The organism is Enterobacter cloacae complex sp. 677-3DZ2D5B (assembly GCF_004136695.1).
In the GTDB taxonomy this organism is placed as follows: Bacteria; Pseudomonadota; Gammaproteobacteria; order Enterobacterales; family Enterobacteriaceae; genus Enterobacter; species Enterobacter hormaechei_C.
Genome location: NZ_QFLS01000015.1, coordinates 1 through 24,736 on the forward strand (window position 1 = coordinate 1; position 24,736 = coordinate 24,736).

A 24,736-nucleotide genomic window follows, 5' to 3' on the forward strand; every position below is an offset into this window, starting at 1 on the left:
CATGATCGGGGAAGACCCATGTATGTACAGTATGTTTATAAACTTATGTAACGGATTTTGCAACGTTTTATGAGATCACAATGTTTCGCACGGAGAATGTGTCCCCCCAAACAAGCAACAGGTAACTTCTAGCGTGAAGACTTGGAGTTTCTGTGGTTTGAGTGTTTTAAAGCGGAAGCATGAATGAACATTTGGATATGTATCATGACTCACAAGCAACATCTCATGACCACACTCTCCAGCGAGAACCTGCCTTGTAGATTCGCGCTGTGAGATCATCGTTCAAGTCCCCGTTGCATAATGTTCCCATCATTTGAATTAAAGATTTTTCAGCCATTGCCGATACTACTCTGGTCCTTGCTTGTGACGCGTTCAGTGTTCAGTGCTGTTTGCTTTAGCCATCCGGACTGATTACATACCGCCTCATAAAAGCCAATCCTTAATATAAAGGGAACTTATGAGATTAAAATATGCAGCACTCATACTCGCCGTTGCCATTACAGCCTGTGATGACAAAAAAGACGTGATCGGTTGTTCTTCTGAAATGACCCAGTCAGCCCTCATGGATTTATTAAAAAAATCTGCTTATGAAGGACTCTCTGAACAGGTCGACAAATACCCTGATGTCACTAATCAGACCAAACGAAGCGCCTTGGACAAGATCAAACTGGTCATCTCTGAAATCTCTACAACCTCAAGTGACACGGGTAGCACAATGAAAACGTGTGAAGGTACCGTGACGATGACCCTACCTGCGAATGAGTACGCTCAGCTTTCTGATACTTACAGAAAGAACTTTAACCGTAATCTCGACAAGCAAATGGAAAACCTGTCTTTAGATCACAACGCAAACAGCTTTTCAAAACGCATCTCCTACACAGCACAGGCGACCGACGATCAGAAAAACGTTTTCGTAAAAGCCTCCTCTGATAATCCGATATCTGTGGGTGCCGCTGCACTTACATCGCTTTCAATCATCAACCCGATCGTTGAACAGCAGAAGATCCAACAGGCTAAGGATGCCCAGCAGAGCCAAATTGAAGCGCAACAACAGACACAACTCAGGGCGCAACAACAGGTCCAGTATGAGGCAGAGCAGCAAATTGAGAGACAGACACAATTGCAGGCACAAGAAAAAGTGGAGCAGCAGGTTCAACAGCAAAACGCTGGCAGCCTCGATCAGTCTCGAATGGCGTTTGCAAATGCCGACTCTGATTTGAATACCGCCTGGAGCACATTAACGTCGTCGAAGAAAAAGGAGTTGCTGCCTTCTCAGCGCCAATGGATCAAAACAAAGGATGCCATGTGCGGCAAAGTTTCAATGCAGGGTTCAGATTCTGAAATTAAGAAAATGGTTGACTGCCAGACGCAAATGACCCTTTCAAGGACAACTTTCATCAGAACACAATAACTGAAGCCCCTTTCAGACTGGTGGCCAGCGATAAGCTGGCTCCAGCATAATGCTTCTTAATTTCCGCCGTGACCTCTGCCTTTTTTACTACATACACTCCGTTGAATCCGACGCCAACGCCAGATCCAGAAATGATCGACTTGGTCTCAAACCGTAAAACACAGCTTATAGTCATTAACAACAGTAATTGGTAACTAATTTTGTTATGTTAATCTTGAAGTTATGTGTTTAAGTGAGCTAAACTGTATTAGTTTGAATGACTGAACTACCTCTAAGCCAGTTTACACCAGTTCAGAACCTGAAGGTCATCGAACCGTTGTAGAAATTGCCTTTTTGCGCGTTTTTTCATTTTAAGAATGATTATGGTACAGCCATAACTTAGTCAATAATGTCAAAAAATCAACCAATAAACAAACCACTAACAGAAGGTCGCGTAATGAACAATAAAGTTTCACAAAACAAAACAATAGATAAAAACGAAGTTGGTCTATCTACTTTAGGTAAAGAAATTCACAGCATCGAAGGTGTAACTGAGTTAAAAGAACGAGTAATAAAAAAAGAATCAAATGACATAAAAACCATAACAGGTCAATTCAAATATAACACAAACAAATTCAATTACATCATGATTGAAAGAAATGGTTATCTTTTCATAAATTTTAGGTTTAACGTAGAGTACGAACTTGTTGATGTTAATGAAAAATATAAAGAAAGATTCAATCTACTTGAGCATGTAAACGAACTAAACAAAAGAAATCTTGGACTCAAAACTTTTATAGAAAAATCTGACGAAGATAAACTCCTGGTTTCTTCAAACATAGAATACGTATTACATAGCGGCATGGGTGATTTTAAATTCGTAAGCAACGCTCTTGAGATACTTTCAATATCTCAAGCATTCACAAAGATTGGCAAAGATAGCGAGTAATATCTCATGAATATTATATCGTACATTATTTGCTCATTTTTGATGTTTTTTGTCGGCAATATTCAGAACTGGTTAAAGCCTTATCTCATTAGCCATCAATATCCTTCATGGCTTTATGATTCTTTTCCTTTCTATGCTATTATTTATGTTGCGGTAGGGCTCTTAAGCACATTCATAGCTCAAGCTCTCAAGCCAAAAACCGCAACTGAAAAAGAAATTTCCGACCTCAAAAGACAAGTCAAAAGACTTGAAAAAGAGAAGCAAAAAGAAAAAGACAAGACCATTTCTGAAGAAACAAAAAAACATCAAACTGAAATTTCAAGAATACGCTCAAGCCATCGAGATGAAATAGAGAAAAAGTCAAATGAATATGAAAAAGAAATATTAAGACATAAATGCACAATAAAAGCAAAAGATCAATTCATATCATCAATGACAATTCAGCTGGCAGAAAAATTTGAGACAATTGAAAATTATAACAAAGAATCTGCAGGTAACTCAAACAAACATGCAAGCACAACGAAAAATAACGTTGGCAGCATAATGCCGGATATAGGTGACTACTCTTAAATAAAACGCGCCTTCTTCCTAGGAGGCGCGAATTATCACAATTCGGCCTAATCTTAATAATGTTCGCCGCTAAAATAGGCCTCAGGGAAATATACTCACCTCAAACTTTTTTAAATATACCTAACCATATATTTAATCCCTCTATTAATTCTGCTGGCCATGCCGAAAATTTATTCCAACATAAAATATGTCGGGCTAAGGCTATTACTCGAGACAGCTAGCACCTACTCAAGGATTGTTATGCACATCTAAACCATTCCCTTCGACTTGTTCCGGTTGTACTTCGCCAATAGCAATTGAATCGGCATCGGGCCCTGTTCAGCAACAGGTGCTGCGATTGCGCGGCGAACAGGTGGCACTGGTTTACCCTCAATGACCCGCTTTTCCCACTTACCCAGTATATCTCCAGCCTCACGCTCAAGCTCTTTGAGGCTCAGTTGGCCATCGGTACCGCGGCGCCGCAGTTCGAGACAAATGTGGTAATAAACCGGCGTAGGCCATGGATATTGCTCGCTGCTAGGGTATCGGAACACCAGTTTGCGCCACTTCCAGTACTCAGCCATCACGTCAGCGGTGGTAAACCCTGCCGCAGCACAGCACATCAGTTTGACTGAAATCGCCAGCGAGAACACAGCCACTACGCAAAGCGCAGAGGAACCAACTGCCAAAATCGAAAACCTGGCCGACGAGTTCCGCAACCGCATCGAAGAAGCTCAGGATGTGGATAGCGCCAAAGCGGTCCGTGCCGACATCGAAACGGCTAAAGCGACGCTTGGATCCGCACTGTTCACCGAGCTGAAAAACAAAGCCGTTAAGCGGTACTACCTGGTCGATGCACGTAACAAGGTGGAAGCGGCGATCAACTCCCTGCCTTCTCCAGAAGAACCTGACGCGGCAGAACGATTCGCGGAAGCCGAGCGCGTGCTGGCATCTTCAAAGCGTCACCTGGGCGACGAACTGCACGATCAGTTCAGCATCACCCTGGCGGATATGAAACCGGAATACGTGGACTAAGGGAGGCGGGAGGGTTCGCCCTCCCGGTAACGATATGAGCAAATCATTAAATACACGCTGTATCCGCCGCTGGGAAGTTGAGTTCAAAGGGCTTTGTGATTCAAAGGTGAGTCCGTGGTGGCGTAAGCGCGATCTCCGCGGCTATATCCGTGAATGCGCCCTTACAACTGCTGACTGCATGGTTGAGAACCTGGCCTATAACAACGCAATGCATGATTTTTTTGCTGAAAACGGTGATGACCGTGGCTGGTCTCCAGAGTTCTCGGTTTGGTACGACAGCAGCCGTCGTGAGCAGTATAGGAAAGAAGCACTCAGCTACCTCAATGAAGAGGCCAGCAACGACGAGATCGACGAAGAGATTCAGAACGAGCTGGAGGCATGGAATGACTGAGCGCGGGATGATTTTTAACAGCGAGATGGTGCGCGCCATCCTCGACGGCCGGAAAACGCAGACGCGCAGGATTATTAAGGACTGCACGGTCGGAAAAGACCCAATTTCAAAATTCATTCAGATCGGGAAGAAGTTTATCGGCTGTTACCCGGAAGATGTGCCTGAACTAATCAGGGAATGCTGCCCGTACGGAGTACCAGGCGACCGCATCTGGGTGCGGGAGACGTGGGCAGAGGCTGGAGCCAGCGCGCCGGATCTGAAACTTTATCGCGCGAATTACCCTGCGCATGTTCCAACTCATTACGAGAACGTGCCGCCGGCTGAGGATGTCCGCTGGACACCCAGCATCCACATGCCGCGCTGGGCGTCCCGCATCACGCTGGAGATTACCGGCGTTCGGGTCGAGCAGTTAAAGAGCATCAGCGAAGAGGAGGCCCGATCAGAAGGTGTTGCCCGATTGCGTGAAGGTTTATGGGAAACATTACCAGCCGGGCTGGACGCAGCACCAGCTAAGCGCCAGGGGATCATTCGCTACGCTCTGGGATTCCATTTACGGCTCTGGTGAATGGGATAGAAACCCATGGGTCTGGGTAATCGAGTTTAAGCGTATCGAAGGAGATGGCCATGCGACTGATTAACCGAGGTAACCAGCAGTCCCCGTTAGCGCGTCAGGCATGCGACATCGCTCTGGCAGCCCACCAGCAAAGATACGGCGACTATGGGCGCAGCAAGATGAAAGAGACGTATACGGTGAAGGTTGAAGGCGTGAAGGTCTGGGTGGAGGTGGTGAACCGCAAGGCGAGCTATGTGGCCACGGCAATGACAGGCATGCGCCGCTTGCGCGCCCTCCCCGGCCAGGAGTCCTGATAAAGAATTATCAAACGGCCCCGGTTGGGGCCCTTGGAGAACAAAGATGAGCAAAGCAACGAATAAATTTGAGCTGATGAGCACCAAAGACATCTGCGGGCAGCTGTGTATTTCATCACGTACGCTCGAACGCTACAGGAAAAGAGCTCCAAACGAGAACCCTTTTCCTGAGCCAGATTGCGCTTACATGGGTGGACCCAATAAATGGCTCAGAACCAAAGTCACCGCCTGGCAGATTAAAGAGATGTCACGATCAACTCGTAAGCCGATGTCTCACCTGAACCTAACCCGTGATGATAAAGGCCGTCTCACCCGACCTGACGCGGCGTGAACTCCAGAATGTCGGGCTCGACGATGCTCATAAGTCGGGCCCACCACTTACCATATGCCACTCTCATTTCCTCAACATAGGTGTGCTTGTCGTACACTGACCACACACCAGGCAGTTTGTGGCCAAGCATTATTTCGGCAATATGCGGCTCGGTTAGCTCTGAGAAATTCGTTCGCGCAGTCCTGCGCAGATCATGAATAGTAAAGTGTGGGACCTGCTCGTTATAGGCCTTGAGCATGAACTTAACCAGGTTACTGCTGATGCTCATATGGAAGCCTTCACTCATCGGCTTGTCTTCATATTTTGAAAAAACAAAGCGTCCTGGCGCCAGCTCAATGGCCCGTCTTATCAGTGGGAGCATTTCCGGGATGATAGGTCGAATTATCGGTTTCTTTGTCTTCCGTCCTGTCTTGTGGTTTTCCCATGGAACAGTCCAGATCCCTTCTTCAAAATCAAAATGTGCTACTTCAGCCTGCCGGAGTTCGCCGACCCTGCACGCCCATATCAGTGACAATTTATAGAGGATCTTGTTTCGCTCAATGAGGCGGGAATCCTCAATGGCTCGCCAGACAATCGCCAGTTCTTTGCGGTCCAGTGTTCGCTCACCCATTTTTTTCTGGATGCCGAAATCACGCCCAGACATTTCAGCCAGTGGATTGACCTCCAGCAACTGGCGTTTCACCGCCCATGAATAACACTGCCGGCCATTGCTGATTACGCGCCGGGTAATCTCGGTGTATCCCTGCGCCAGACGATCCAGAACAGTGAGCCAGTTGTGAAGCGTCAGCTGATGCGCCGGGTACTTCCCGAGCTTAGGGAAAACGTGCAATTCAAACGTGCGGAGGACCTGCCCGGCTGATTCTTTCTGAATGCAGACCATAGCGTGCCATTCGCGAAACAGCTCTTCGAAGGTGTATTGGCTGTTAATCTTGGCTTTGTCGAGGCTTTGCCTAATCCGAGGGTTTTCGCCACGGGCAAGAATAGCGGCCCACTTAGCGACTTCATCGCGCGCGGCTTTTAATCCGAATTCCGGATAGCTGCCGATCGTCATCTTGTCCTGTTTGCCCAGGAAGCGGAATCGGTAGAAAAAAGTAACGGCCCCCTTTTTGGAGATGCGTACCCACAGACCATCACGGTCTGCCTTTTCTTCAACTTTGTCTCGTTCGCGCCCAAGGCACGACTTTAGATAACTATCTGAAATAGCCATGATTTGTCCCTGCGTGTGTCCATCAGAACGGGGGGTTATGTGTCCATCATAGGATATGGACGCACTGGTGGACACAAAAACCATGACTTATGATGTCGTAGGTTGACTGTACATGCAAACAGTATAATTTTTGGAAAGGCTGATTTGATGGGGATCTTGAGGCGTTTTTGTCGGAGGTTTGCGGAGGCTGGCGGGGTATCAATTATCGATGTGAGCAATGATCGAAAAGTTACGTATGTTCTTCATATAGTTAAATAATTATGCCTTACGAATTCCTGGAGGCCGCTGTTCTTAGCCTGACGTTTTTCAGTGCGAAAACGCAGCATTCTACACTACATCCTCGTCAGCTGGAACTGCACTTAGAGCCAGGTATAGCGCGAAGAGACGGCGTTTTCTTTATGGCGATGTAAATAATAATAAAGCCCGGCAGATCACCGGGCCTCAGAAGAGAGCGTCTCAACACGAAGTTGGTCGGGTGCCAGTGCAACGCTGAGGATGACAGGCTGCCACGCTTCCCGGGCGGCAAGCCTTGGGGAAACGCCTTTAGCAAGCCAGAACCCGCCCACGCCGCCCAACGCGGCCCCGCACATGGCGGCCAAATCTGTGCCGAACAGCATCTGGAAAACCCCGCCCATCACGAACAGGCCTGCGAGCGGAGAAAGGTAAACCAGCATGGCGGAAGTGAGCAGGCTACCTTCAGCGATGCCGAGCTCCACTTTTTGCCCTGCCACCAGCGGCTGAGCGCTCGGCACAGTAATAGTGTGCGACGTTTGCGGCCCCAGCTTATTCAACACGCGGCTGCCGCAACCGGCTCGCGAAGCGCAACTGCTGCATGATGCTTTAACGTCACAGCTAACAAGCGCTACGCCATCCTGCCAGGATACGACCGTGGCCCACTCTTTAATCATTGCGCAGCCCTGAATTTAATGCTGTCTGAAATACGTTTTGCCGTTGGCGGCGGTAATTCACCGACAATGGTAATTTCCGCATTATCGCGCACCGTCGTGCTGACCGTCCGGCGACCGGTACGGAGCATCTGTTCGGAACTGTTCGCCGTAGCGCGATTAATATTCACCGAGAAGCTAAACAGCCCATCGGAATAGAGTCGCGACTCAACCGGAGTTTCGATAGTAGGCAGCTGGCGACGACTGCTGGAAACTTCGCTGAACCCTTGCGGGATCCAGGATGGTACCCAGTTAAAATTGACAGAATCGCCGGCAGGCACGGAAAGCAAAGGCGGCAGGCTGGCTTTGGCCAGATTCTGCATGCTGTTGCCGACCTGACTGTTTACGTCAAAGGAGATCACACGGAACTGCTCCAGCGTTTCACCGTCGCGATCGAGCAGATCAACGCGCATCGGCAGCTTCGTCTCTGCGTCAATCCAGACGATATAGCTGTAACGCGTCCCATCCCGCGCAACAACGCGGATCACTTCGCACAGCCTGTCGGCAATACGCGTTCGCCCCACCGAGATAAAATCATAGTAGGGGGCGAGACGTTTAAAATCGGTGTAAATGAGCGACGGCAGGGAGTCAACGATGTAGTCACCATTGAGCGTAAACGGCTCAAGGCCAGGCTCGAAATAGCTGATTTCGTTCCCACGCTGGACCACTTCCCGACGCGGGCCATCCATCTGTAAAAGCTGGGCGAGCGGCTGGTTATCAAGGCGGGCGTGGCGATAGCGTAACGATTCGACACCCTGCTTATTGATGCTGATAAATGCCAACTCGTAATTGAGTGACTGGCTGGCCAGATTCATTTGCTGCAACAACGCCCCGGATGAAACATCAGCCGAGGCGTTAGCAGAGAAGAACAGGCTACCCGCCATCAAAGACATGGCGAACCAAAGTTGCTTCATTACTGCGATTGCGTTCCTAAAGTTTGGTTTCCTGGCACCTGCACAGCAGCCTGCTGGGTTTGGGCCTGCTCAAACTGAAGCTGCTCGGAGTGCAGACGGCGCTGCAACTCGTAATCCTGCAACATCGCATTAATGCGACGGCGCTGCTCCTGTACCTGCTGTTGCTGTCCGCCGCTTGCGGAGGCATCTGCCGGTACGCCCAGGCTAACCGGGCTGGCTTTACCCATCATCGGCAGCGTATTAAACACTGGCGCTTCAGGTTGCTGATTGGCTTCAGACTGAGTGTTATAGTGCTGGACCCCAACGATAACTGCAAGCGATACGCACGCAGCGACCCCCATCTGGGTGAGCTGGCTGGCCCATGGACGCACCTTGTGCCAGAACGGCATTTTCTGCCACTGGTGAGGTGCAGGCTGCGCTTCAGGAATCAGCGGCGTGGTCTGATGAACAGGTTCGTTCTCAATGGCCGCCATAACGCGTGCTGAGATATCGAAATGGAGAACCTCACTGGTATCACCGCGCAGCGTGTCGCGGATAAGATGATAGCTCTCCCAGGTCTGTTGCATTTCGGGAGAATGAGACAACTCATCGAGCAGCTCATTATCCAGCGTTTCACCATCCATTAAAGCGGAAAGTTTTTCTTTCTGCATGCCTAATACCTTTTCCAGTATCCCGCTATCGTCAACGCCTGATAAGCGGTTGAACTTTATTATCAATGGCTTCTCGCGCACGGAAAATTCGTGAACGAACCGTGCCGACCGGACAATCCATGATGGCGGCTATCTCTTCATAGCTTAGGCCATCCAGCTCCCGTAACGTAATTGCCATGCGTAAATCTTCCGGGAGCGACTCGATCGTGCGAAAAACGATTTGTCTCAGTTCTTCTGACAACATTAAGTTCTCAGGGTTCGAAATTTCTTTCAGCGCGCCGCCACTTTCGAAGTTTTCTGCGTCGATAGCGTCAACATCACTTGAAGGCGGACGCCGGCCCTGAGCAACCAAATAATTCTTAGCCGTATTGACTGCAATACGATACAGCCAGGTATAAAAAGCACTATCCCCCCGGAATGAATCCAGCGCGCGATAGGCCTTAATAAAAGACTCTTGTACAACATCAGGAACATCGCCTGACGGTACATAACGGGAAACCAGACTCGCTACCTTATGCTGGTAGCGCACCACCAGTAGGTTAAAAGCTTTCTGATCTCCCTTCTGGACCCGTTCAACCAGGACCTGGTCCGTTAACTGCTCGCTCATCCGAGGTAATGTCTCCCCAAACCAAATTCCACGCGTTATCGAAACGCCACTCTAACAACATTGCACTTTGAGCAAGCACCGAATTAGAGTGTCTGTTCTTCAATAAGTTCCGTAACGCCTTTGTTTTTGTTCATCGCGCCGCAGACCATTCATTTTCTCTCATTATAAGTCTGTTCACGATACGCACCCGCTTTCTGACAAGAATCATTAACTTTATCGTCAGAAGAGTAACGCAACACAGGCTTTATTTCACCACAAAATCTGAAGCTAACGATCTGCTTCGCAAAATATTTCCGGCCATTTAGCGCAGATTTAACCTCCGGGATTCCGTTTAGTCATTGCAACACACCTCAAAAAAAACGTGCGATATCTCGCATCGCAATGCTATTCTCCCCACACCATGTTTAGTAAATTAAACAAACATCATGAACACGACGCCTGAACTTCATTGTGATGTACTGATCATTGGCAGCGGTGCTGCCGGCCTCTCCCTCGCACTGCGCCTGGCGGAACATCAGAACGTAATCGTGCTGAGTAAAGGGCCGATGAGCGAAGGTTCCACCTTCTATGCACAAGGCGGTATTGCCGCGGTGTTTGATGAAACGGATAGCATTGCCTCGCATGTAGAAGACACCCTGATTGCCGGCGCCGGGATTGTGGATAAGCATGCCGCAGAGTTTGTCGCCAGCAATGCCCGCCACTGCGTGCAATGGCTTATCGATCAGGGCGTGCTGTTTGATACGCAGGTTCAGCCTAATGGTGAAGAGAGCTATCACCTGACCCGTGAAGGCGGGCACAGCCACCGCCGTATTCTGCACGCTGCAGATGCAACCGGAAAAGCGGTTGAAACCACGCTGGTCAGCAAAGCCCTCAGCCATCCCAATATTCGGGTACTGGAGCGCAGCAACGCCGTCGACCTGATTATTTCCGATAAAATTGGCCTGCCCGGCACGCGCCGTGTTGTCGGCGCATGGGTGTGGAATCGGAATAAAGAGAAGGTGGAAACCTGCCAGGCAAAAGCCGTTGTGCTGGCCACCGGCGGCGCCTCCAAGGTTTACCAGTACACGACTAACCCGGATATCGCCTCCGGAGACGGTATCGCCATGGCCTGGCGCGCAGGTTGCCGCGTGGCGAATCTGGAGTTTAACCAGTTCCATCCTACCGCCCTGTTCCACCCGCAGGCGCGTAACTTCCTGTTAACTGAAGCGTTGCGTGGCGAAGGCGCGTATCTGAAGCGTCCGGACGGTTCCAGGTTTATGCCGGACTTCGACCCCCGAGGTGAACTGGCACCGCGGGATATCGTGGCCCGCGCCATTGACCACGAGATGAAGCGGCTTGGCGTGGACTGTATGTATCTGGACATTAGCCATAAACCGGCAGACTTTATTCGCCAGCACTTCCCGATGATTTATGAAAAGCTGCTGAGTCTGGGTATTGATCTAACCCGCGATCCGGTGCCGATTGTACCTGCCGCCCACTATACCTGTGGCGGGGTGATGGTTGACGATCATGGTCGTACCGACGTGGATGGTTTGTATGCGATCGGCGAGGTCAGCTATACCGGCCTGCATGGTGCGAATCGCATGGCCTCAAACTCGCTGCTGGAGTGTCTGGTGTATGGGTGGTCGGCTGCGGAAGATATTACCAAACGCATGCCCTATGCACGTCCGACAACACACTTGCCGGCATGGGATGAAAGTCGGGTAGAAAACCCGGACGAACTGGTGGTAATCCAGCATAACTGGCACGAGCTGCGGCTTTTCATGTGGGATTATGTCGGGATTGTACGTACAACGAAGCGTCTGGAACGCGCGTTACGCCGCATCATGATGTTGCAGCAGGAAATCGATGAATATTACGCCAACTTCCGCGTTTCTAATAATCTGCTGGAGCTGCGCAACCTTGTGCAGGTTGCCGAGCTGATTGTGCGCTGTGCAATGATGCGCAAAGAGAGCCGTGGCCTGCATTATACGCTGGACTATCCCGAACCGCTTGAAACGTCCGGGCCGTCGGTGTTGACGCCGCAGGTTCACATAAAAAGATAAAAGGCCTGGGTCAGAGCTGTGTAATCTTCGGAATAACGCTGGTCTGGCCCACGAATGACCATCCTGTCGATAAAGCACTCGCCCTCTTTCGGCGAGAGTGCCAGCAACACGCGGTGCGGTAAGCGTCCTTCCGTATCCGAAATATCGGTACGAAGACGCAGATTCCAGCCGATCTCATGTGCGATCTCAATGAAGGTATTACCCGTGCTTTCAGGCAAGACCACGCAGAAAAATCCCTCTTCCGAGATGAGCTCCGCCGCACTGGTCAGTAGCGCCTTGTGATCGAGCGAGCCGGTGTAACGTGCCTGCTCGCGTTCCGGCGTGCCACATTCCACGCCTGGCGTGAAATACGGCGGATTGCTGACAATCAAATCGTAACGCGCGGTCTGCTCCGGCGCCCAGGTCAGGACATCGGCGCATTCTACCCTGATGCGTTCTGCCCACGGAGAGTCGGCAGCGTTTTCACTTGCCTGCCGGGCCGCCTGAGGATCAAGCTCAACGGCATCAATCGTGACGTGTTCTTCCGTTCGCTGCGCCAGCATCAGCGCCTGAAGTCCGCTGCCCGTACCAATATCCAGAATGCGTTTTACACCTGCGACAGGAGCCCATGCCCCCAGTAAAATACCGTCTGTACCGACTTTCATCGCACAACGATCGTGCGCCACAAAAAACTGTTTAAACGTAAAACCATCGCGGCGCAACTGCGCTTTGAGTTGAGACATGTCAGGGCAACCTTCTGAGTGAAACTGGAGTAGCATAGGGGAAAGCGAAGTGGTCGAAAAGCGATATCCATACAAACAGATGAAGATTACAGCCGTAACGTCTATAATCAGCGCCCCACACAGAGGTAGAACATGACTGTAACGACTTTTTCCGAACTTGAACTCGATGAAAGCCTGCTCAATGCCCTTGAGAGCAAAGGCTTTACACGCCCGACCGCCATTCAGGCCGCGGCCATTCCGCCTGCGCTTGAGGGCCGCGATGTGCTCGGTTCTGCGCCAACCGGCACGGGGAAGACAGCAGCCTACTTGCTGCCTGTGTTGCAGCATTTGCTCGACTTTCCGCGTAAAAAATCAGGCCCGCCGCGCATTTTGATCCTGACCCCGACCCGTGAACTGGCGATGCAGGTTGCCGAACACGCGCGTGAGCTGGCGGCGAACACCCATCTGGATATCGCGACCATCACCGGCGGCGTAGCGTATATGAACCACGCCGAAGTGTTCAGCGAAAACCAGGATATCGTTGTCGCGACGACAGGCCGTCTGCTGCAATACATAAAAGAAGAGAACTTCGACTGCCGCGCAGTGGAAACGCTGATTCTCGATGAAGCTGACCGCATGCTGGACATGGGCTTTGCCCAGGACATCGAACACATCGCGGGTGAAACGCGCTGGCGTAACCAGACAATGCTGTTCTCGGCAACCCTTGAAGGGGATGCCATTAAAGATTTCGCCGAACGTCTGCTGGAAGATCCGGTGGAAGTGTCCGCTACGCCATCGACCCGTGAGCGTAAGAAGATCCACCAGTGGTACTACCGCGCAGATAACCTTGAGCATAAGGTTGAGTTGTTGAAACACCTGCTGAAGCAGGAAGAGGCAACCCGTACCATCGTATTCGTACGCAAACGTGAGCGCGTGCATGAACTGGCAGAAATGCTGCGCAATGCCGGTATCAACAACTGCTATCTCGAAGGTGAAATGGCGCAGGTTAAGCGTACCGAAGGGATTAAGCGCCTGACCGATGGCCGCGTGAATGTGCTGGTTGCCACCGACGTTGCCGCGCGCGGGATCGACATCCCGGACGTGAGCCACGTGATCAACTTTGATATGCCGCGCAGCGGTGATACTTACCTGCACCGTATTGGTCGTACAGGCCGTGCGGGCCGCAAAGGTATTGCTATCTCTCTGGTAGAAGCGCACGACCATTTGCTGCTACAGAAAATTGGCCGCTACGTTGAGGAGCCGCTGAAAGCTCGCGTGATTGACGGACTTCGTCCGACCACACGTGCGCCGAGTGAAAAAATGACGGGTAAACCGTCCAAGAAAGCGCTCGCGAAACGTGCTGAGAGAAAAGAGAAAGAAAAAGAGAAGCCGCGCGTTAAACAGCGCCACCGCGATACCAAAAATATTGGTAAGCGCCGTAAGCCAAGCTCTGCTGCGTCAGAGACAAAAACGGAAGAGTAAAAAAAGCCGGGACATTCCCGGCTTTTTTATTCCACCCCCAAAGCTGAAACCTTACAGGCTTTCAGTAAAGGTACGCGCGATAACGTCGCGCTGCTGTTCCGGGGTCAGAGAGTTGAAACGCACCGCATAGCCAGACACACGGATGGTCAGCTGCGGGTATTTTTCCGGGTGCTCAACGGCATCCATCAGCGTTTCGCGACGCAGGACGTTAACGTTCAGGTGCTGACCACCTTCCACGCGTACTTCTGGCTGCACTTGCATTGGAATTTCACGGTATTCAATTTCGCCCAGTTTGCTCACCGGAACGATTTCGTCTTCCGCAAAACCTGCTTTCGCTACTACACAGCGCGCTTCGTTTTTCTCGCTGTCCAGCAGCCAGAAAGAGTTCAGCAGATCGTCATTTGCAGCTTTAGTAATCTGGATACCTGTAATCATGTGTTGCCTCCCTTAGGCTACATTAACTGATGCTGGCCTTTTGCGGCCAATTGGTAAAACCATTGTTTGTTGTGTGTATATATAACATTCAGTCCCGGGTGATTTATTGATTTAAATCAACAAAACCACCAACCACACAAAGAGTGTGGTCTGTATTTTTTGTTTTAGATCAATTTTAAAGGTTTACCAATTCAACTTATCCTGCCTGGTTTTCAACATAAATTGAGTCACTTAGCCTGGTTTTCCGCGGGTAATTTTGCTCGTTGGGGTTTAACAGGTAAGCTAGACACAGAATGAGATTCGCAGGAGAGCGAGATGACAACACCTTTAACCTGGCATGACGTGCTGGCTGAAGAGAAGCAGCAGCCCTATTTTATAAATACCCTCAGTACCGTTGCGGCTGAACGGCAGGCCGGCCAGACAATTTATCCGCCGCAGAAAGATGTGTTTAACGCCTTCCGCTACACCGAACTGAGCGATGTAAAGGTGGTTATCCTGGGGCAGGATCCGTACCACGGCCCCGGGCAGGCTCACGGACTGGCATTTTCCGTGCGTCCGGGCGTGGCCATCCCACCTTCTCTGCTGAATATGTATAAAGAGCTGGAAGGAACGATTCCGGGTTTCACCCGTCCTAATCACGGTTATCTGGAAAGCTGGGCGCGCCAGGGCGTGCTGTTGCTGAATACAGTATTAACTGTCCGGGCGGGTCAGGCACACTCCCACGCCAGTCTGGGATGGGAAACCTTTACCGATAAGGTTATCAGCCTGATCAATGAGCATCGTGAAGGCGTCGTGTTTTTACTCTGGGGTTCGCATGCCCAAAAGAAAGGGGCGATTATCGATCGTCAGCGTCATCACGTGCTGAAGGCGCCGCACCCGTCGCCGCTGTCTGCGCATCGTGGTTTCTTTGGCAGTAATCATTTTGTTCTGACGAATGAGTGGCTGGAAAAGCGTGGCGAAAAGCCGATTGACTGGATGCCTGTGTTACCGGCAGAGAGCGAGTAGGGTTTGAATGTGCCGGGTCAGGCCCGGCACATAAAAGGCTTATGCCTTGTTCTGACGCCACCATTCCGCCAGCAGCACGCCGGTCGCAACGGATACGTTCAGGCTTTCAACGTTGCCAGTGCCGTCGATAGAGACGCTCAGGTCAGCGCTGGAGAGTGCCGCATCAGACAGACCATCGCGCTCCTGACCTAACACCAGCACCATTTTGCGCGGCAACGTCGCTTTAAACAACGGCGTAGCGGCACGGCTTGAGGTGGTGACAATGGTGTAGCCCGCGTTACGGAATTGTTCAAGGGCTTCCAGCACGCTGTCGCCGGTGATCGGCTGAACGTGCTCTGCACCACCTTCCGCGGTACGAATCGCCGCACCGGATTCCAGCAGCGCGGCATCCTGCAACAGAACGCCTTTTACGCCAAAGTGCGCGCAGCTACGCATCATAGCGCCCAGGTTATGCGGGTTACCCACATCTTCCAGCGCCAGCACGCAGTCATCGGCATCCGCCTGGCTAACCCACTGCTGCACGGTAGTGCCGTTACGTTTTTTGATCAGGAAGCAGACGCCGCCGTGGTGTTCTGTACCGGACGCTTTTGTCAGCTCGGCATCGTCAACCACGTGGTAGGCTTTGCGGTTCGCCGCCATCCAGCGCAGCGCTTCTTTAAAGCGCGGGGTCACGCTCTGGATAAACCATGCACGAACGATACACTCCGGGCGGCTCTGGAACAGGGCCTGACAGGCGTTCTCACCGTAGACACGGGTCTCTTCCGCACGCTGACGACGCAGCACTTCCGGATCGATAAAGCTTTTTCCGCTGATACCGCCGTGATCGGCTTTTTCGGTCGTCTCTTCACCGGGCGCGCGAGAAACGGTACGCCATGGCGATCCACCGTCGCGGACAAAATCATCGCGTTTGCGATCGTCACGCTTACGGTCATCACGTTTGCGGTCATCGCCGCGGTTATTTCTGTCATCGCGGGCGGGGCGACGGCCACCGTCTGCACGAGAAGACGCCGGACGCCCGCCACCTTTTCCGGTACGCGGATTTTGGGTGCGTTTATCAGAGTCATCATCACTGCGGACATACATCACTTTGACCTTGCCGCTTTTGTTTTTCATTTCGTCGTTCATGCTTTTCTCCACCAGCGCTGCGCGAAGCGCGCAGATTACCCGATGTGCAAGCTCATAGCCATAATTTCGTACAAAAGCCTGTGACTATTGTTCCCATTGAATAAAACGCGTTGTCGTTTCATACAGGCTCACTGATAATATGTAACATATCAGAAACATTATCGGCGTTCTGCCGTTGTTCCACGGCTCTATCAGAGGTTAGTTATGAATACCGTATGTGCCAACTGTCAGGCTTTAAACCGCATTCCGGACGATCGGATGGATGACGGTGCGAAATGCGGGCGTTGTGGCCACGAATTATTTGATGGCGATGTCATTAACGCGACGGGTGCTACGCTGGACAAACTCCTCAAGGACGATCTGCCTGTTGTGGTCGATTTCTGGGCACCGTGGTGCGGCCCCTGCCGTAACTTTGCGCCCATCTTCGAAGACGTGGCTGAAGAGCGCAGCGGGAAAATGCGTTTTGTCAAAGTGAATACCGAAGCGGAACGTGAACTCAGCGCCCGTTTTCGCATTCGCAGCATTCCAACCATTATGATTTTCAAAAATGGTGAAGTGATCGACATGCTCAATGGTGCAGTACCAAAAGCGCCTTTCGACAGCTGGTTAAACGAATCCCTGTAACATTCGCGGGGCATATCTTGTGCCCCGTTCTCTCCTCTGCGAAAATGGGGTTTTTCCTGCCTTTTCGCCCATGACTGATAACGCTGTACTTCAATTACGCGCCGAGCGCCTTGCGCGCGCCACCCGCCCTTTTCTGGCCCGAGGCAATCGTATTCGCCGCTGCCAGCGCTGCCTTTTACCGCTGAAAGTGTGTCTGTGCGAAACGCTTGCGCCGAGCGAGGCGAAAAGCCGCTTTTGTCTGGTCATGTTCGATACCGAACCGATGAAGCCCAGCAACACAGGGCGTTTGATCGCCGATATTCTACCCAACACCGCAGCGTTTCAGTGGTCGCGCACTGAGCCACCTCAGGCTCTGCTCGACCTGGTGGCAAGCCCGGACTATCAGCCCATGGTCGTTTTCCCGGCATCATATGCAGGCGAACAACGTCAGGTACTTACGGCGCCACCATCCGGTAAGCCGCCGCTGTTTATTATGCTCGACGGCACCTGGACCGAAGCAAGAAAGATGTTTCGCAAAAGCCCTTATCTTGATGCGCTGCCGGTGATTTCCGTCGATCTGTCGCGTGTTTCGGCCTATCGCTTGCGTGAAGCGCATGCCGACGGTCAATATTGCACCGCTGAAGTCGCCATAGCGCTACTGGATCTGGCGGGCGATACCCAGGCGGCCGGCGCGCTGGGCAGTCACTTCTCCTGCTTCCGCGAACGTTATCTTGCGGGAAAAACCGTTCATAAGGGTAGTGTCACAGCAACTGAGGCAGAAAGCGTTTAAAATCATCAGGTCGCTTGCATTCACAGGAGGCCTGCATGAGCCAGAGAGGGTTAGAAGCGCTACTCCGTCCGAAATCCATTGCCGTTATTGGCGCCTCGATGAAACCGGACCGCGCAGGGTATCTGATGATGCGCAATCTGCTGGCTGGCGGATTTAACGGCCCGGTCATGCCCGTTACGCCCGCTTATAAGGCGGTACAGGGGGTGCTGGCGTGGCCGGACGTGCAAAGTTTACCGTTTGTTCCCGACCTCGCCGTGCTCTGTACGCATGCGAAACGAAACCTCGAATTGCTTGAGTCGCTCGGTCAGAAAGGCTGTAAAACCTGCATTATTCTTTCCTCGCCTCCTGAACAGCAGCCCGAACTGCTGGCCTGCGCCAGCCGCTACCAGATGCGCATTCTTGGTCCAAATAGCCTCGGTCTGCTTGCGCCCTTGCAAGGGCTGAATGCCAGTTTTTCCCCGGTTCCGATCCGTAAAGGCAAACTGGCCTTTATTTCGCAGTCGGCTGCGGTATCCAATACCATCCTCGACTGGGCGCAGCAGCGTGAGATGGGCTTTTCCTATTTCATTGCCCTCGGCGACAGCCTGGACATTGACGTCGATGAGCTGTTGGATTTCCTGGCGCGTGACAGCAAAACCAGCGCTATCCTGCTCTACCTTGAACACCTGAGCGACGCCCGTCGTTTTGTGTCGGCGTCGCGTAGCGCATCACGTAATAAACCGATTCTGGTCATCAAAAGCGGGCGCAGCCCCGCGGCTCAGCGCCTGCTACATTCCCGTTCCGGGATGGATCCCGCATGGGATGCAGCGATCCAGCGCGCCGGTTTACTGCGGGTACAGGATACGCACGAGCTTTTTTCCGCCGTCGAAACGTTAAGCCACATGCGCCCCCTGCGCGGTGAAAAGCTGATGATTGTCAGCAACGGTGCCGCTCCCGCCGCCCTGGCGCTGGATGAGCTCTGGCTACGCAACGGCAAGCTGGCCACGCTGGGTGAAGAGACGCTCCAGCGCCTGCGGGATGCGTTACCGGGAAGCGTTGTTCCCGATAATCCCCTCGATTTGCGCGATGATGCCAGCAGCGATCGTTACATTAAGGCGATCACGATTTTGCTGGATAGCCAGGACTTTGATGCGCTGATGATTATCCATTCGCCCAGCGCGGTTGCGCCAGGCAGCGAAAGTGCGCGTGCGCTGATTGAGGAGGTCCGAAATCATCCCCGCGGCAAATACGTTACCCTGCTGACCAACTGGTGCGGCGAATTCTCCTCGCAGGAGGCACGGCGTCTGTTTAGTGAAGCCGGGTTGCCAACCTACCGTACCCCAGAGGGCACCATTACCGCGTTTATGCATATGGTTGAATACCGCCGCAACCAGAAGCAGCTGCGTGAAACGCCTGCCCTGCCGGGCAATCTCACCGCAAATTCGGTGGATGTGCACAGGCTTTTGCAGCAGGCCATCGAAGAGGGCGCCACTTCTCTTGACACACATGAGGTACAACCCATTCTTGGCAGTTATGGAATGCAAACCCTGCCCACCTGGATTGCCGGCGACAGCGCTGAGGCGGTACATATTGCTGAGCAGATTGGTTATCCGGTCGCGCTGAAGCTGCGCTCTCCCGATATTCCGCACAAATCGGATGTGCAGGGCGTCATGCTGTATCTGCGCACCGCGACAGAAGTACAACAGGCCGCGGATGCCATTATCGATCGCGTAAAAATGACGTGGCCACAGGCCAGGATCCACGGCCTGCTGGTACAGAGCATGGCCAACCGTGCGGGTGCGCAGGAGCTGCGCGTGGTTGTCGAACACGATCCGGTTTTTGGCCCGCTCATTATGCTGGGTGATGGCGGCGTTGAGTGGCGGCCAGAAGAACAGGCGGTTGTCGCGCTTCCCCCTCTGAACATGAACCTGGCGCGTTATTTAATTATTCAGGCCATCAAAAGCAAAAAAATCCGCGGGAGAAGCGCTCTGCGGCCGCTTGATATCGCCGGATTAAGCCAGTTTCTGGTGAAGGTCTCCAACCTCATTGTTGACTGTGCGGAGATCCAGCGCCTGGATATCCACCCCCTTCTTGCCTCCGGAAATGAATTTACCGCCCTGGACGTGACGCTGGACATTGCGCCCTATATCGGTGACCCGGAAAGCCGTCTCGCCATTCGTCCTTATCCTCTTCATCTGGAAGAGTGGGTGGAGATGAAAAATGGGGAGCGGGCGCTGTTTCGCCCTATCCTGCCGGAAGACGAGCCGCTGCTGCGGGCGTTCATCTCGCAGGTGACGAAGGAAGATTTGTACTATCGCTATTTCAGCGAAATCAATGAATTTACCCACGACGATTTAGCCAATATGACCCAGATCGACTACGATCGAGAAATGGCGATTGTGGCGGTCCGCCGTTCCGGAGCGGGAGAGGAGATCCTCGGCGTGACGCGCGCTATTTCCGACCCGGATAACGTGGATGCCGAGTTTGCCGTACTGGTGCGTTCCGATCTTAAGGGTTTGGGGTTGGGCAGACGGCTGCTCGAAAAACTCATTGGTTATACGCGCGATCACGGATTGTCACGCCTGAATGGCATTACTATGCCAAACAATCGGGGTATGGTGACCCTGGCGCGGAAGCTCGGTTTTGACGTTGATATCCAGCTGGATGAAGGTATTGTCTCTCTGTCCCTCAGCCTGACTTCGACGGATAAACAAGAGTAAGCTGCTGGAAATGTTACCCACTTTTACCGGCACTGGGGTATCATTGTCCGCTTATGTTGTTTGCCTGGTACAGACAACCCTTCAATGAACAGAGAAGAAACGCACTGTGATGTTGTCAAAATTTAAGCGTAATAAACATCAACAACACCTTGCTCAACTACCGAAGATTTCTCAGTCAGTTGATGATGTAGAGTTCTTTTATGCTCCCGCTCATTTCCGGGAGACGCTTCTTGAAAAGATTGCCAGCGCTACGCGACGTATTTGCATTGTGGCGCTCTATCTTGAACAAGATGAAGGTGGGCGTGCGATCCTGAACGCGCTCTATGAAGCGAAACGTCAGCGTCCGGAACTGGATGTTCGCGTGCTGGTTGACTGGCACCGTGCTCAGCGTGGCCGTATTGGTGCGGCTGCCTCGAATACCAATGCTGACTGGTATTGCCGCACGGCCCAGGAAAATCCGGGTATTGATATCCCGGTGTATGGCGTACCGGTGAATACCCGTGAAGCGCTTGGCGTTCTTCATTTTAAAGGATTTATCATTGATGACAGCGTCCTTTATAGCGGCGCCAGCCTGAATGATGTGTATCTCCATCAGCTCGATAAATACCGCTACGATCGCTACCATCTGATCCGCAATCCGCAGATGGCTGACATCATGTTCAACTGGGTTGATAAAAACCTGGTTCATGGTCGGGGTGTGCACCGTCTTGACGATCCTCATCGCCCGAAAAGCCCGGAAATCAAAAACGACGTTCGCTCCTTCCGCCAGGAACTGCGCGATGCGGTTTATCGTTTTCAGGGTGATGCCAGTAATGAAGAACTGTCCGTTACGCCTCTGGTAGGCCTGGGAAAATCCAGCCTGCTGAACAAGACCATCTTTCATTTGATGCCGTGCGCTGAGCATAAGCTGACCATCTGCACCCCGTACTTTAATCTTCCCGCCGTTCTGGTGCGTAATATCATTCAGCTGCTGCGTGATGGTAAAAAGGTGGAAATCATTGTCGGGGATAAAACGGCAAATGACTTTTTCATTCCGGAAGATCAGCCTTTCAAGATCATCGGCGCACTGCCTTATCTCTATGAGATTAACCTGCGCCGCTTCCTGAGCCGTTTACAGTACTATGTGAACACGGACCAGCTGGTTGTGCGTCTCTGGAAAGATGAAGACAACAGCTATCACCTCAAAGGGATGTGGGTGGATGACGAGTGGATGCTGCTGACCGGTAATAACCTGAACCCACGCGCCTGGCGTCTGGATCTGGAAAACGCCATCCTTATTCATGATCCTCAGCATGCGTTAGCCGCGAAACGCGATCGTGAGCTGGAGCTTATACGCACGCATACCACCGTGGTTCGTCATTATCGCGATCTGCAAAGCATCGCTGATTATCCGGTGAAAGTTCGCAAGCTGATTCGCCGTCTACGTCGGATCCGTATCGACCGCCTCATCAGCCGCATTCTGTAATACACGGGCCCTGTCATCGACGGGGCTTTTTTTATGGAGTCTGTTAATGCGTACGCCTTTCCTGATAATCCCTCTTTTCCTGACCGGTTGCAGCCATATGGCTAATGATAACTGGTCGGGTCAGGATAAAGCTCAACACTTTCTGGCGTCTGCAATGTTGTCCGCTGCGGGTAATGAGTATGCGCTGCACCAGGGGTATAGCCGGGATCGAAGTGCCACAATGGGCCTGATGTTCTCCATCAGCCTGGGGGCATCAAAAGAACTTTGGGATAGCCGCCCCTCGGGAAGCGGCTGGAGCTGGAAAGATTTTGCCTGGGACGTAGCCGGGGCAACAACCGGCTACGCCGTCTGGCAGATGGCGCATTATTAAAGGCGGATCCCTTTTCCTTTACGATGCAGCATCAGGGAGACAATAAACGCCAGCGCCCCCATGATGGTGACATACCAGAAGAAGGTCGTTTCACTGCCCCATGACTTTAGGGATAGCGCGACATATTCTGCTGATCCGCCAAACAGGGCGTTAGCGACCGCATAAGAGAGGCCTACGCCCAGCGCCCTCACCTGTGCGGGAAACATTTCCGCTTTCAAAATGCCACTGATTGCCGTGTAAAAACTAATAATAATAAGTGCCACCATAATCAAAGCGAAAGCGGCATACGGAGAGGTTGTATGCTGTAGCGCCGTCAAAAGCGGAACAGTCCCCAGGGTGAGCATGCCACCAAAGATCAGCATGGAGGTGCGGCGACCTATTTTGTCCGACAGCGCGCCAACAATCGGCTGAATGAGCATAAAGACCAGTAACGCCACCGTCATGACGACACTCGCAACGTTAGCATGCATGCCCGTCGTGTTGACCAGATATTTTTGCATATAGGTGGTGAAGGTATAGAAGCTTAGCGAGCCTGCGGCGGTAAAGCCTAATACCATCAAAAATGCTTTGCGGTTACGCCACAACCCTTTCATCGAACCGGCTTCTTTCAGCGCCCTGACCTCCTGCTGGGAGGTTTCATCAAGCTGACGGCGTAACCACAGCGCCACAACCGCCAGGGCGGCCCCCAGGGCAAACGGTATGCGCCAGCCCCAGGCGCGTAAATCTTCATCGCTAAGGATTTGTTGAAGGATCACCACAACCAGTAACGCCAGTAGCTGTCCGCCAATGAGGGTTACATACTGGAATGATGCATAGAAACCTTTGCGCCCTTCAACAGCCACTTCGCTCATGTATGTCGCGCTGGTGCCGTATTCGCCACCCACTGACAGCCCCTGGAACAGACGTGCCAGCAACAGCAACGCCGGTGCCCATGTTCCGATTGTGTCATATCCGGGCAAGCAGGCAATCACCAGCGAGCCGACGCACATCAGGCACACAGAGATGAGCATGGATGTCTTGCGCCCTTTCCTGTCCGCGATCCTGCCGAACAGCCATCCGCCAATGGGACGCATCAGGAACCCGGCGGCAAAAACGCCTGCGGTTTGCAGAAGCTGCGTTGTGGTGTTCCCTGATGGGAAAAAGATATGCGCAAAGTAGAGTGAACAGAATGAATAGACGTAAAAATCAAACCACTCTACAAGGTTCCCCGATGAGGCTCCAACAATTGCCCAAACCCGACGGCGAGTATCCTTGCCTGCTAAACTTGTGTTATCCGTATCTGCACTGGCTACGGTTTCTGTCATTTTAAAATCCCCTGTCTCACATTGCGGGCCATTGCCCACAAACAGTAAAACCGGATTTAAAACGAATCGTTAGGTAAATAAAATGTTTCCAATATGTTTCATTGGATTTTGTGAACTCGATCAGGTATCGAATTATTAGCGGACGTAGTAATTATCCCCACGCTTGCTGGTGAGCCTTTTTTCGCTGCAAATAATCTTCATCGGCACGAATTTTATCCCACCACGTTTTGAATACCGCAGCGGCCTCTGCTTTTACTGGATCGTGATCGAGGGGTTTGACCTGGCGCTTCTCATCATACTTTTTTCCGCCTTTATGATTGGCGTATCGCCGGGCACGGGTGTATCCCATCTGTATGAATTTACGCGCCATATCCATACCTACAAAATCGTTATTCCTGCGGTACTCTTCAAAGAGGGCGTAGATCTCTTCTGCCGAACGCGCTGCGACTTCAGCATTTTTATAACGCCAGTGTGGAAGGATTTCGCTTTTATAAGGCTCGACCATCAATACGCCCTGCTCACCCCGGCCCACCTGATACCGTTCGGGATGTTCGCGAAAATTAATATTGGCAAAATCTTGTTGATAATCAAAGGGACGAGTCAAAGCGGCACCATTGTTAAAATTGTTTTAACAATTGTAGGCCGGATAAGGGGAAGCCGCCATCCGGCATGTTTTCCGCGCCCAAAGCAAAAAACCCCGTACCTTACGGTACGGGGTTTTTCTTGTTTGATGCCTGGCAGTTCCCTACTCTCACATGGGGAGACCCCACACTACCATCGGCGCTACGGCGTTTCACTTCTGAGTTCGGCATGGGGTCAGGTGGGACCACCGCGCTAAAGCCGCCAGGCAAATTCTGTTAATCTGTATCAGGCTGAAA

At 51.9% G+C, this 24,736-nt stretch carries 25 protein-coding genes, 1 rRNA gene and 2 pseudogenes; 16 read left to right on the forward strand and 12 right to left on the reverse strand.

Annotation, left to right across the window (positions count from 1 at the left end):
* Nucleotides 1-457 precede the first annotated feature (457 nt).
* The 3 genes from DD597_RS19920 (at nucleotide 458) to DD597_RS19930 (ending at nucleotide 2,909) form a co-directional block, all read left to right on the forward strand.
* Complete coding sequence (locus DD597_RS19920; protein WP_129256529.1) at nucleotides 458-1,411, forward strand: lysozyme inhibitor LprI family protein; 954 nt, start codon at nucleotides 458-460, stop codon at nucleotides 1,409-1,411.
* Between the two features lie 436 nt (nucleotides 1,412-1,847).
* Complete coding sequence (locus DD597_RS19925; protein ID WP_129256530.1) at nucleotides 1,848-2,339, forward strand: hypothetical protein; 492 nt, start codon at nucleotides 1,848-1,850, stop codon at nucleotides 2,337-2,339.
* A 6-nt stretch (nucleotides 2,340-2,345) separates the two neighbouring features.
* Entirely contained in the window at nucleotides 2,346-2,909 is a 564-nt protein-coding gene (locus DD597_RS19930; protein ID WP_129256531.1) for a hypothetical protein, read from the forward strand.
* A 248-nt stretch (nucleotides 2,910-3,157) separates the two neighbouring features.
* On the opposite strand, the pseudogene DD597_RS19935 reads toward DD597_RS19930, so the two are convergent.
* Nucleotides 3,158-3,493: pseudogene (locus DD597_RS19935) on the reverse strand (replication protein P); the annotation flags it as partial.
* Between DD597_RS19935 and DD597_RS19940 the strand changes: the two are divergent.
* From DD597_RS19940 to xis, 5 genes and pseudogenes are all read left to right on the forward strand, one after another.
* Nucleotides 3,474-3,923, forward strand: a pseudogene (locus tag DD597_RS19940) (enterohemolysin); the annotation flags it as partial. The pseudogenes DD597_RS19935 and DD597_RS19940 sit on opposite strands and share 20 nt — an antisense overlap.
* A gap of 34 nt (nucleotides 3,924-3,957) precedes the next feature.
* Complete coding sequence (locus DD597_RS19945) at nucleotides 3,958-4,314, forward strand: hypothetical protein (RefSeq protein WP_063162867.1); 357 nt, start codon at nucleotides 3,958-3,960, stop codon at nucleotides 4,312-4,314.
* Nucleotides 4,307-4,879: a hypothetical protein gene (locus DD597_RS19950; protein WP_370326980.1), complete on the forward strand. Its 573-nt coding sequence runs from the start codon at nucleotides 4,307-4,309 to the stop codon at nucleotides 4,877-4,879. The genes DD597_RS19945 and DD597_RS19950 overlap by 8 nt, the downstream gene beginning before the upstream one ends.
* Before the next feature lie 59 nt (nucleotides 4,880-4,938).
* Nucleotides 4,939-5,181 carry a DUF4060 family protein gene (locus DD597_RS19955; protein WP_129256533.1) on the forward strand — a complete coding sequence of 81 codons (243 nt, stop codon included), beginning with the start codon at nucleotides 4,939-4,941 and terminating at the stop codon, nucleotides 5,179-5,181.
* A 46-nt stretch (nucleotides 5,182-5,227) separates the two neighbouring features.
* Nucleotides 5,228-5,512, forward strand: coding sequence for an excisionase Xis (gene xis, locus DD597_RS19960; RefSeq protein ID WP_022651668.1), 285 nt, complete (start codon nucleotides 5,228-5,230; stop codon nucleotides 5,510-5,512).
* Here the strand turns inward: xis and DD597_RS19965 are convergent.
* The 5 genes from DD597_RS19965 to rpoE form a co-directional block, all read right to left on the reverse strand.
* On the reverse strand, nucleotides 5,490-6,719 hold the full coding sequence (locus tag DD597_RS19965) for a site-specific integrase (protein ID WP_129256534.1): 1,230 nt from the start codon (nucleotides 6,717-6,719) through the stop codon (nucleotides 5,490-5,492). The genes xis and DD597_RS19965 overlap by 23 nt on opposite strands.
* A gap of 431 nt (nucleotides 6,720-7,150) precedes the next feature.
* On the reverse strand, nucleotides 7,151-7,627 hold the full coding sequence (gene rseC, locus DD597_RS19970) for a SoxR-reducing system protein RseC (RefSeq protein ID WP_003860716.1): 477 nt from the start codon (nucleotides 7,625-7,627) through the stop codon (nucleotides 7,151-7,153).
* Nucleotides 7,624-8,577 carry a sigma-E factor regulatory protein RseB gene (rseB, locus tag DD597_RS19975; protein WP_003860717.1) on the reverse strand — a complete coding sequence of 318 codons (954 nt, stop codon included), beginning with the start codon at nucleotides 8,575-8,577 and terminating at the stop codon, nucleotides 7,624-7,626. Before rseB ends, rseC begins: the two co-directional genes overlap by 4 nt.
* On the reverse strand, nucleotides 8,577-9,227 hold the full coding sequence (rseA, locus tag DD597_RS19980; RefSeq protein WP_003860719.1) for an anti-sigma-E factor RseA: 651 nt from the start codon (nucleotides 9,225-9,227) through the stop codon (nucleotides 8,577-8,579). The genes rseB and rseA overlap by 1 nt, the downstream gene beginning before the upstream one ends.
* 31 nt (nucleotides 9,228-9,258) lie before the next feature.
* Entirely contained in the window at nucleotides 9,259-9,834 is a 576-nt protein-coding gene (rpoE, locus tag DD597_RS19985; protein WP_006176728.1) for an RNA polymerase sigma factor RpoE, read from the reverse strand.
* 425 nt (nucleotides 9,835-10,259) lie between these two features.
* Here rpoE and nadB point away from each other — a divergent pair, with 425 nt between their 5' ends.
* Nucleotides 10,260-11,879 (forward strand): L-aspartate oxidase, encoded by a 1,620-nt coding sequence (gene nadB, locus DD597_RS19990; protein WP_023314679.1) that lies wholly within the window; start codon nucleotides 10,260-10,262, stop codon nucleotides 11,877-11,879.
* On the opposite strand, the gene DD597_RS19995 is transcribed toward nadB, so the two are convergent.
* Complete coding sequence (locus DD597_RS19995) at nucleotides 11,864-12,601, reverse strand: tRNA1(Val) (adenine(37)-N6)-methyltransferase (RefSeq protein WP_003860724.1); 738 nt, start codon at nucleotides 12,599-12,601, stop codon at nucleotides 11,864-11,866. The genes nadB and DD597_RS19995 overlap by 16 nt on opposite strands.
* Before the next feature lie 132 nt (nucleotides 12,602-12,733).
* Between DD597_RS19995 and srmB the strand changes: the two genes are divergently transcribed.
* Nucleotides 12,734-14,062, forward strand: coding sequence for an ATP-dependent RNA helicase SrmB (gene srmB / locus DD597_RS20000; protein ID WP_003860725.1), 1,329 nt, complete (start codon nucleotides 12,734-12,736; stop codon nucleotides 14,060-14,062).
* A 51-nt stretch (nucleotides 14,063-14,113) separates the two neighbouring features.
* Here srmB and grcA read toward each other — a convergent pair whose 3' ends face one another.
* On the reverse strand, nucleotides 14,114-14,497 hold the full coding sequence (grcA, locus tag DD597_RS20005; protein ID WP_003860727.1) for an autonomous glycyl radical cofactor GrcA: 384 nt from the start codon (nucleotides 14,495-14,497) through the stop codon (nucleotides 14,114-14,116).
* 315 nt (nucleotides 14,498-14,812) lie between these two features.
* On the opposite strand from grcA, the gene ung reads away from it, so the two are divergent.
* A complete protein-coding gene (ung, locus tag DD597_RS20010) occupies nucleotides 14,813-15,502 on the forward strand; it encodes a uracil-DNA glycosylase (protein ID WP_003860729.1) in 690 nt (229 codons plus the stop codon).
* 39 nt (nucleotides 15,503-15,541) lie between these two features.
* Here ung and DD597_RS20015 read toward each other — a convergent pair whose 3' ends face one another.
* Nucleotides 15,542-16,627 (reverse strand): tRNA/rRNA methyltransferase, encoded by a 1,086-nt coding sequence (locus DD597_RS20015; RefSeq protein ID WP_023314680.1) that lies wholly within the window; start codon nucleotides 16,625-16,627, stop codon nucleotides 15,542-15,544.
* A gap of 204 nt (nucleotides 16,628-16,831) precedes the next feature.
* Between DD597_RS20015 and trxC the strand changes: the two genes are divergently transcribed.
* From trxC to DD597_RS20040, 5 genes are all read left to right on the forward strand, one after another.
* Entirely contained in the window at nucleotides 16,832-17,251 is a 420-nt protein-coding gene (trxC, locus tag DD597_RS20020; RefSeq protein WP_003860733.1) for a thioredoxin TrxC, read from the forward strand.
* Between the two features lie 70 nt (nucleotides 17,252-17,321).
* Nucleotides 17,322-18,020, forward strand: a complete 699-nt coding sequence (gene tapT / locus DD597_RS20025) for a tRNA-uridine aminocarboxypropyltransferase (RefSeq protein ID WP_003860734.1) — start codon at nucleotides 17,322-17,324, stop codon at nucleotides 18,018-18,020.
* Between the two features lie 35 nt (nucleotides 18,021-18,055).
* The gene (gene pat / locus DD597_RS20030) at nucleotides 18,056-20,719 is read left to right on the forward strand and encodes a protein lysine acetyltransferase (RefSeq protein WP_129256535.1); all 2,664 of its coding nucleotides are present in this window, start codon (nucleotides 18,056-18,058) and stop codon (nucleotides 20,717-20,719) included.
* Between the two features lie 109 nt (nucleotides 20,720-20,828).
* Nucleotides 20,829-22,184 carry a CDP-diacylglycerol--serine O-phosphatidyltransferase gene (gene pssA / locus DD597_RS20035; RefSeq protein ID WP_026094276.1) on the forward strand — a complete coding sequence of 452 codons (1,356 nt, stop codon included), beginning with the start codon at nucleotides 20,829-20,831 and terminating at the stop codon, nucleotides 22,182-22,184.
* Between the two features lie 46 nt (nucleotides 22,185-22,230).
* A complete protein-coding gene (locus DD597_RS20040) occupies nucleotides 22,231-22,554 on the forward strand; it encodes a YfiM family lipoprotein (protein WP_003860739.1) in 324 nt (107 codons plus the stop codon).
* On the opposite strand, the gene DD597_RS20045 is transcribed toward DD597_RS20040, so the two are convergent.
* From DD597_RS20045 to rrf, 3 genes are all read right to left on the reverse strand, one after another.
* The gene (locus tag DD597_RS20045) at nucleotides 22,551-23,858 is read right to left on the reverse strand and encodes an MFS family transporter (RefSeq protein ID WP_048240394.1); all 1,308 of its coding nucleotides are present in this window, start codon (nucleotides 23,856-23,858) and stop codon (nucleotides 22,551-22,553) included. The genes DD597_RS20040 and DD597_RS20045 overlap by 4 nt on opposite strands.
* Before the next feature lie 151 nt (nucleotides 23,859-24,009).
* Nucleotides 24,010-24,462: a DUF4385 domain-containing protein gene (locus DD597_RS20050; RefSeq protein WP_006811623.1), complete on the reverse strand. Its 453-nt coding sequence runs from the start codon at nucleotides 24,460-24,462 to the stop codon at nucleotides 24,010-24,012.
* Between the two features lie 128 nt (nucleotides 24,463-24,590).
* Nucleotides 24,591-24,706 (reverse strand): 5S ribosomal RNA (rrf, locus tag DD597_RS20055).
* Nucleotides 24,707-24,736: the final 30 nt, after the last annotated feature.

Coding starts and splice junctions, on each gene's coding strand:
- DD597_RS19920 (WP_129256529.1), top strand. CDS start 458: ATGAGATTAAAATATGCAGCACTCATACTCGCCGTTGCCATTACAGCC.
- DD597_RS19925 (WP_129256530.1), top strand. CDS start 1,848: ATGAACAATAAAGTTTCACAAAACAAAACAATAGATAAAAACGAAGTT.
- DD597_RS19930 (WP_129256531.1), top strand. CDS start 2,346: ATGAATATTATATCGTACATTATTTGCTCATTTTTGATGTTTTTTGTC.
- DD597_RS19945 (WP_063162867.1), top strand. CDS start 3,958: ATGAGCAAATCATTAAATACACGCTGTATCCGCCGCTGGGAAGTTGAG.
- DD597_RS19950 (WP_370326980.1), top strand. CDS start 4,307: ATGACTGAGCGCGGGATGATTTTTAACAGCGAGATGGTGCGCGCCATC.
- DD597_RS19955 (WP_129256533.1), top strand. CDS start 4,939: ATGCGACTGATTAACCGAGGTAACCAGCAGTCCCCGTTAGCGCGTCAG.
- xis (WP_022651668.1), top strand. CDS start 5,228: ATGAGCAAAGCAACGAATAAATTTGAGCTGATGAGCACCAAAGACATC.
- DD597_RS19965 (WP_129256534.1), bottom strand. CDS start 6,719: ATGGCTATTTCAGATAGTTATCTAAAGTCGTGCCTTGGGCGCGAACGA.
- rseC (WP_003860716.1), bottom strand. CDS start 7,627: ATGATTAAAGAGTGGGCCACGGTCGTATCCTGGCAGGATGGCGTAGCG.
- rseB (WP_003860717.1), bottom strand. CDS start 8,577: ATGAAGCAACTTTGGTTCGCCATGTCTTTGATGGCGGGTAGCCTGTTC.
- rseA (WP_003860719.1), bottom strand. CDS start 9,227: ATGCAGAAAGAAAAACTTTCCGCTTTAATGGATGGTGAAACGCTGGAT.
- rpoE (WP_006176728.1), bottom strand. CDS start 9,834: ATGAGCGAGCAGTTAACGGACCAGGTCCTGGTTGAACGGGTCCAGAAG.
- nadB (WP_023314679.1), top strand. CDS start 10,260: ATGAACACGACGCCTGAACTTCATTGTGATGTACTGATCATTGGCAGC.
- DD597_RS19995 (WP_003860724.1), bottom strand. CDS start 12,601: ATGTCTCAACTCAAAGCGCAGTTGCGCCGCGATGGTTTTACGTTTAAA.
- srmB (WP_003860725.1), top strand. CDS start 12,734: ATGACTGTAACGACTTTTTCCGAACTTGAACTCGATGAAAGCCTGCTC.
- grcA (WP_003860727.1), bottom strand. CDS start 14,497: ATGATTACAGGTATCCAGATTACTAAAGCTGCAAATGACGATCTGCTG.
- ung (WP_003860729.1), top strand. CDS start 14,813: ATGACAACACCTTTAACCTGGCATGACGTGCTGGCTGAAGAGAAGCAG.
- DD597_RS20015 (WP_023314680.1), bottom strand. CDS start 16,627: ATGAACGACGAAATGAAAAACAAAAGCGGCAAGGTCAAAGTGATGTAT.
- trxC (WP_003860733.1), top strand. CDS start 16,832: ATGAATACCGTATGTGCCAACTGTCAGGCTTTAAACCGCATTCCGGAC.
- tapT (WP_003860734.1), top strand. CDS start 17,322: ATGACTGATAACGCTGTACTTCAATTACGCGCCGAGCGCCTTGCGCGC.
- pat (WP_129256535.1), top strand. CDS start 18,056: ATGAGCCAGAGAGGGTTAGAAGCGCTACTCCGTCCGAAATCCATTGCC.
- pssA (WP_026094276.1), top strand. CDS start 20,829: ATGTTGTCAAAATTTAAGCGTAATAAACATCAACAACACCTTGCTCAA.
- DD597_RS20040 (WP_003860739.1), top strand. CDS start 22,231: ATGCGTACGCCTTTCCTGATAATCCCTCTTTTCCTGACCGGTTGCAGC.
- DD597_RS20045 (WP_048240394.1), bottom strand. CDS start 23,858: ATGACAGAAACCGTAGCCAGTGCAGATACGGATAACACAAGTTTAGCA.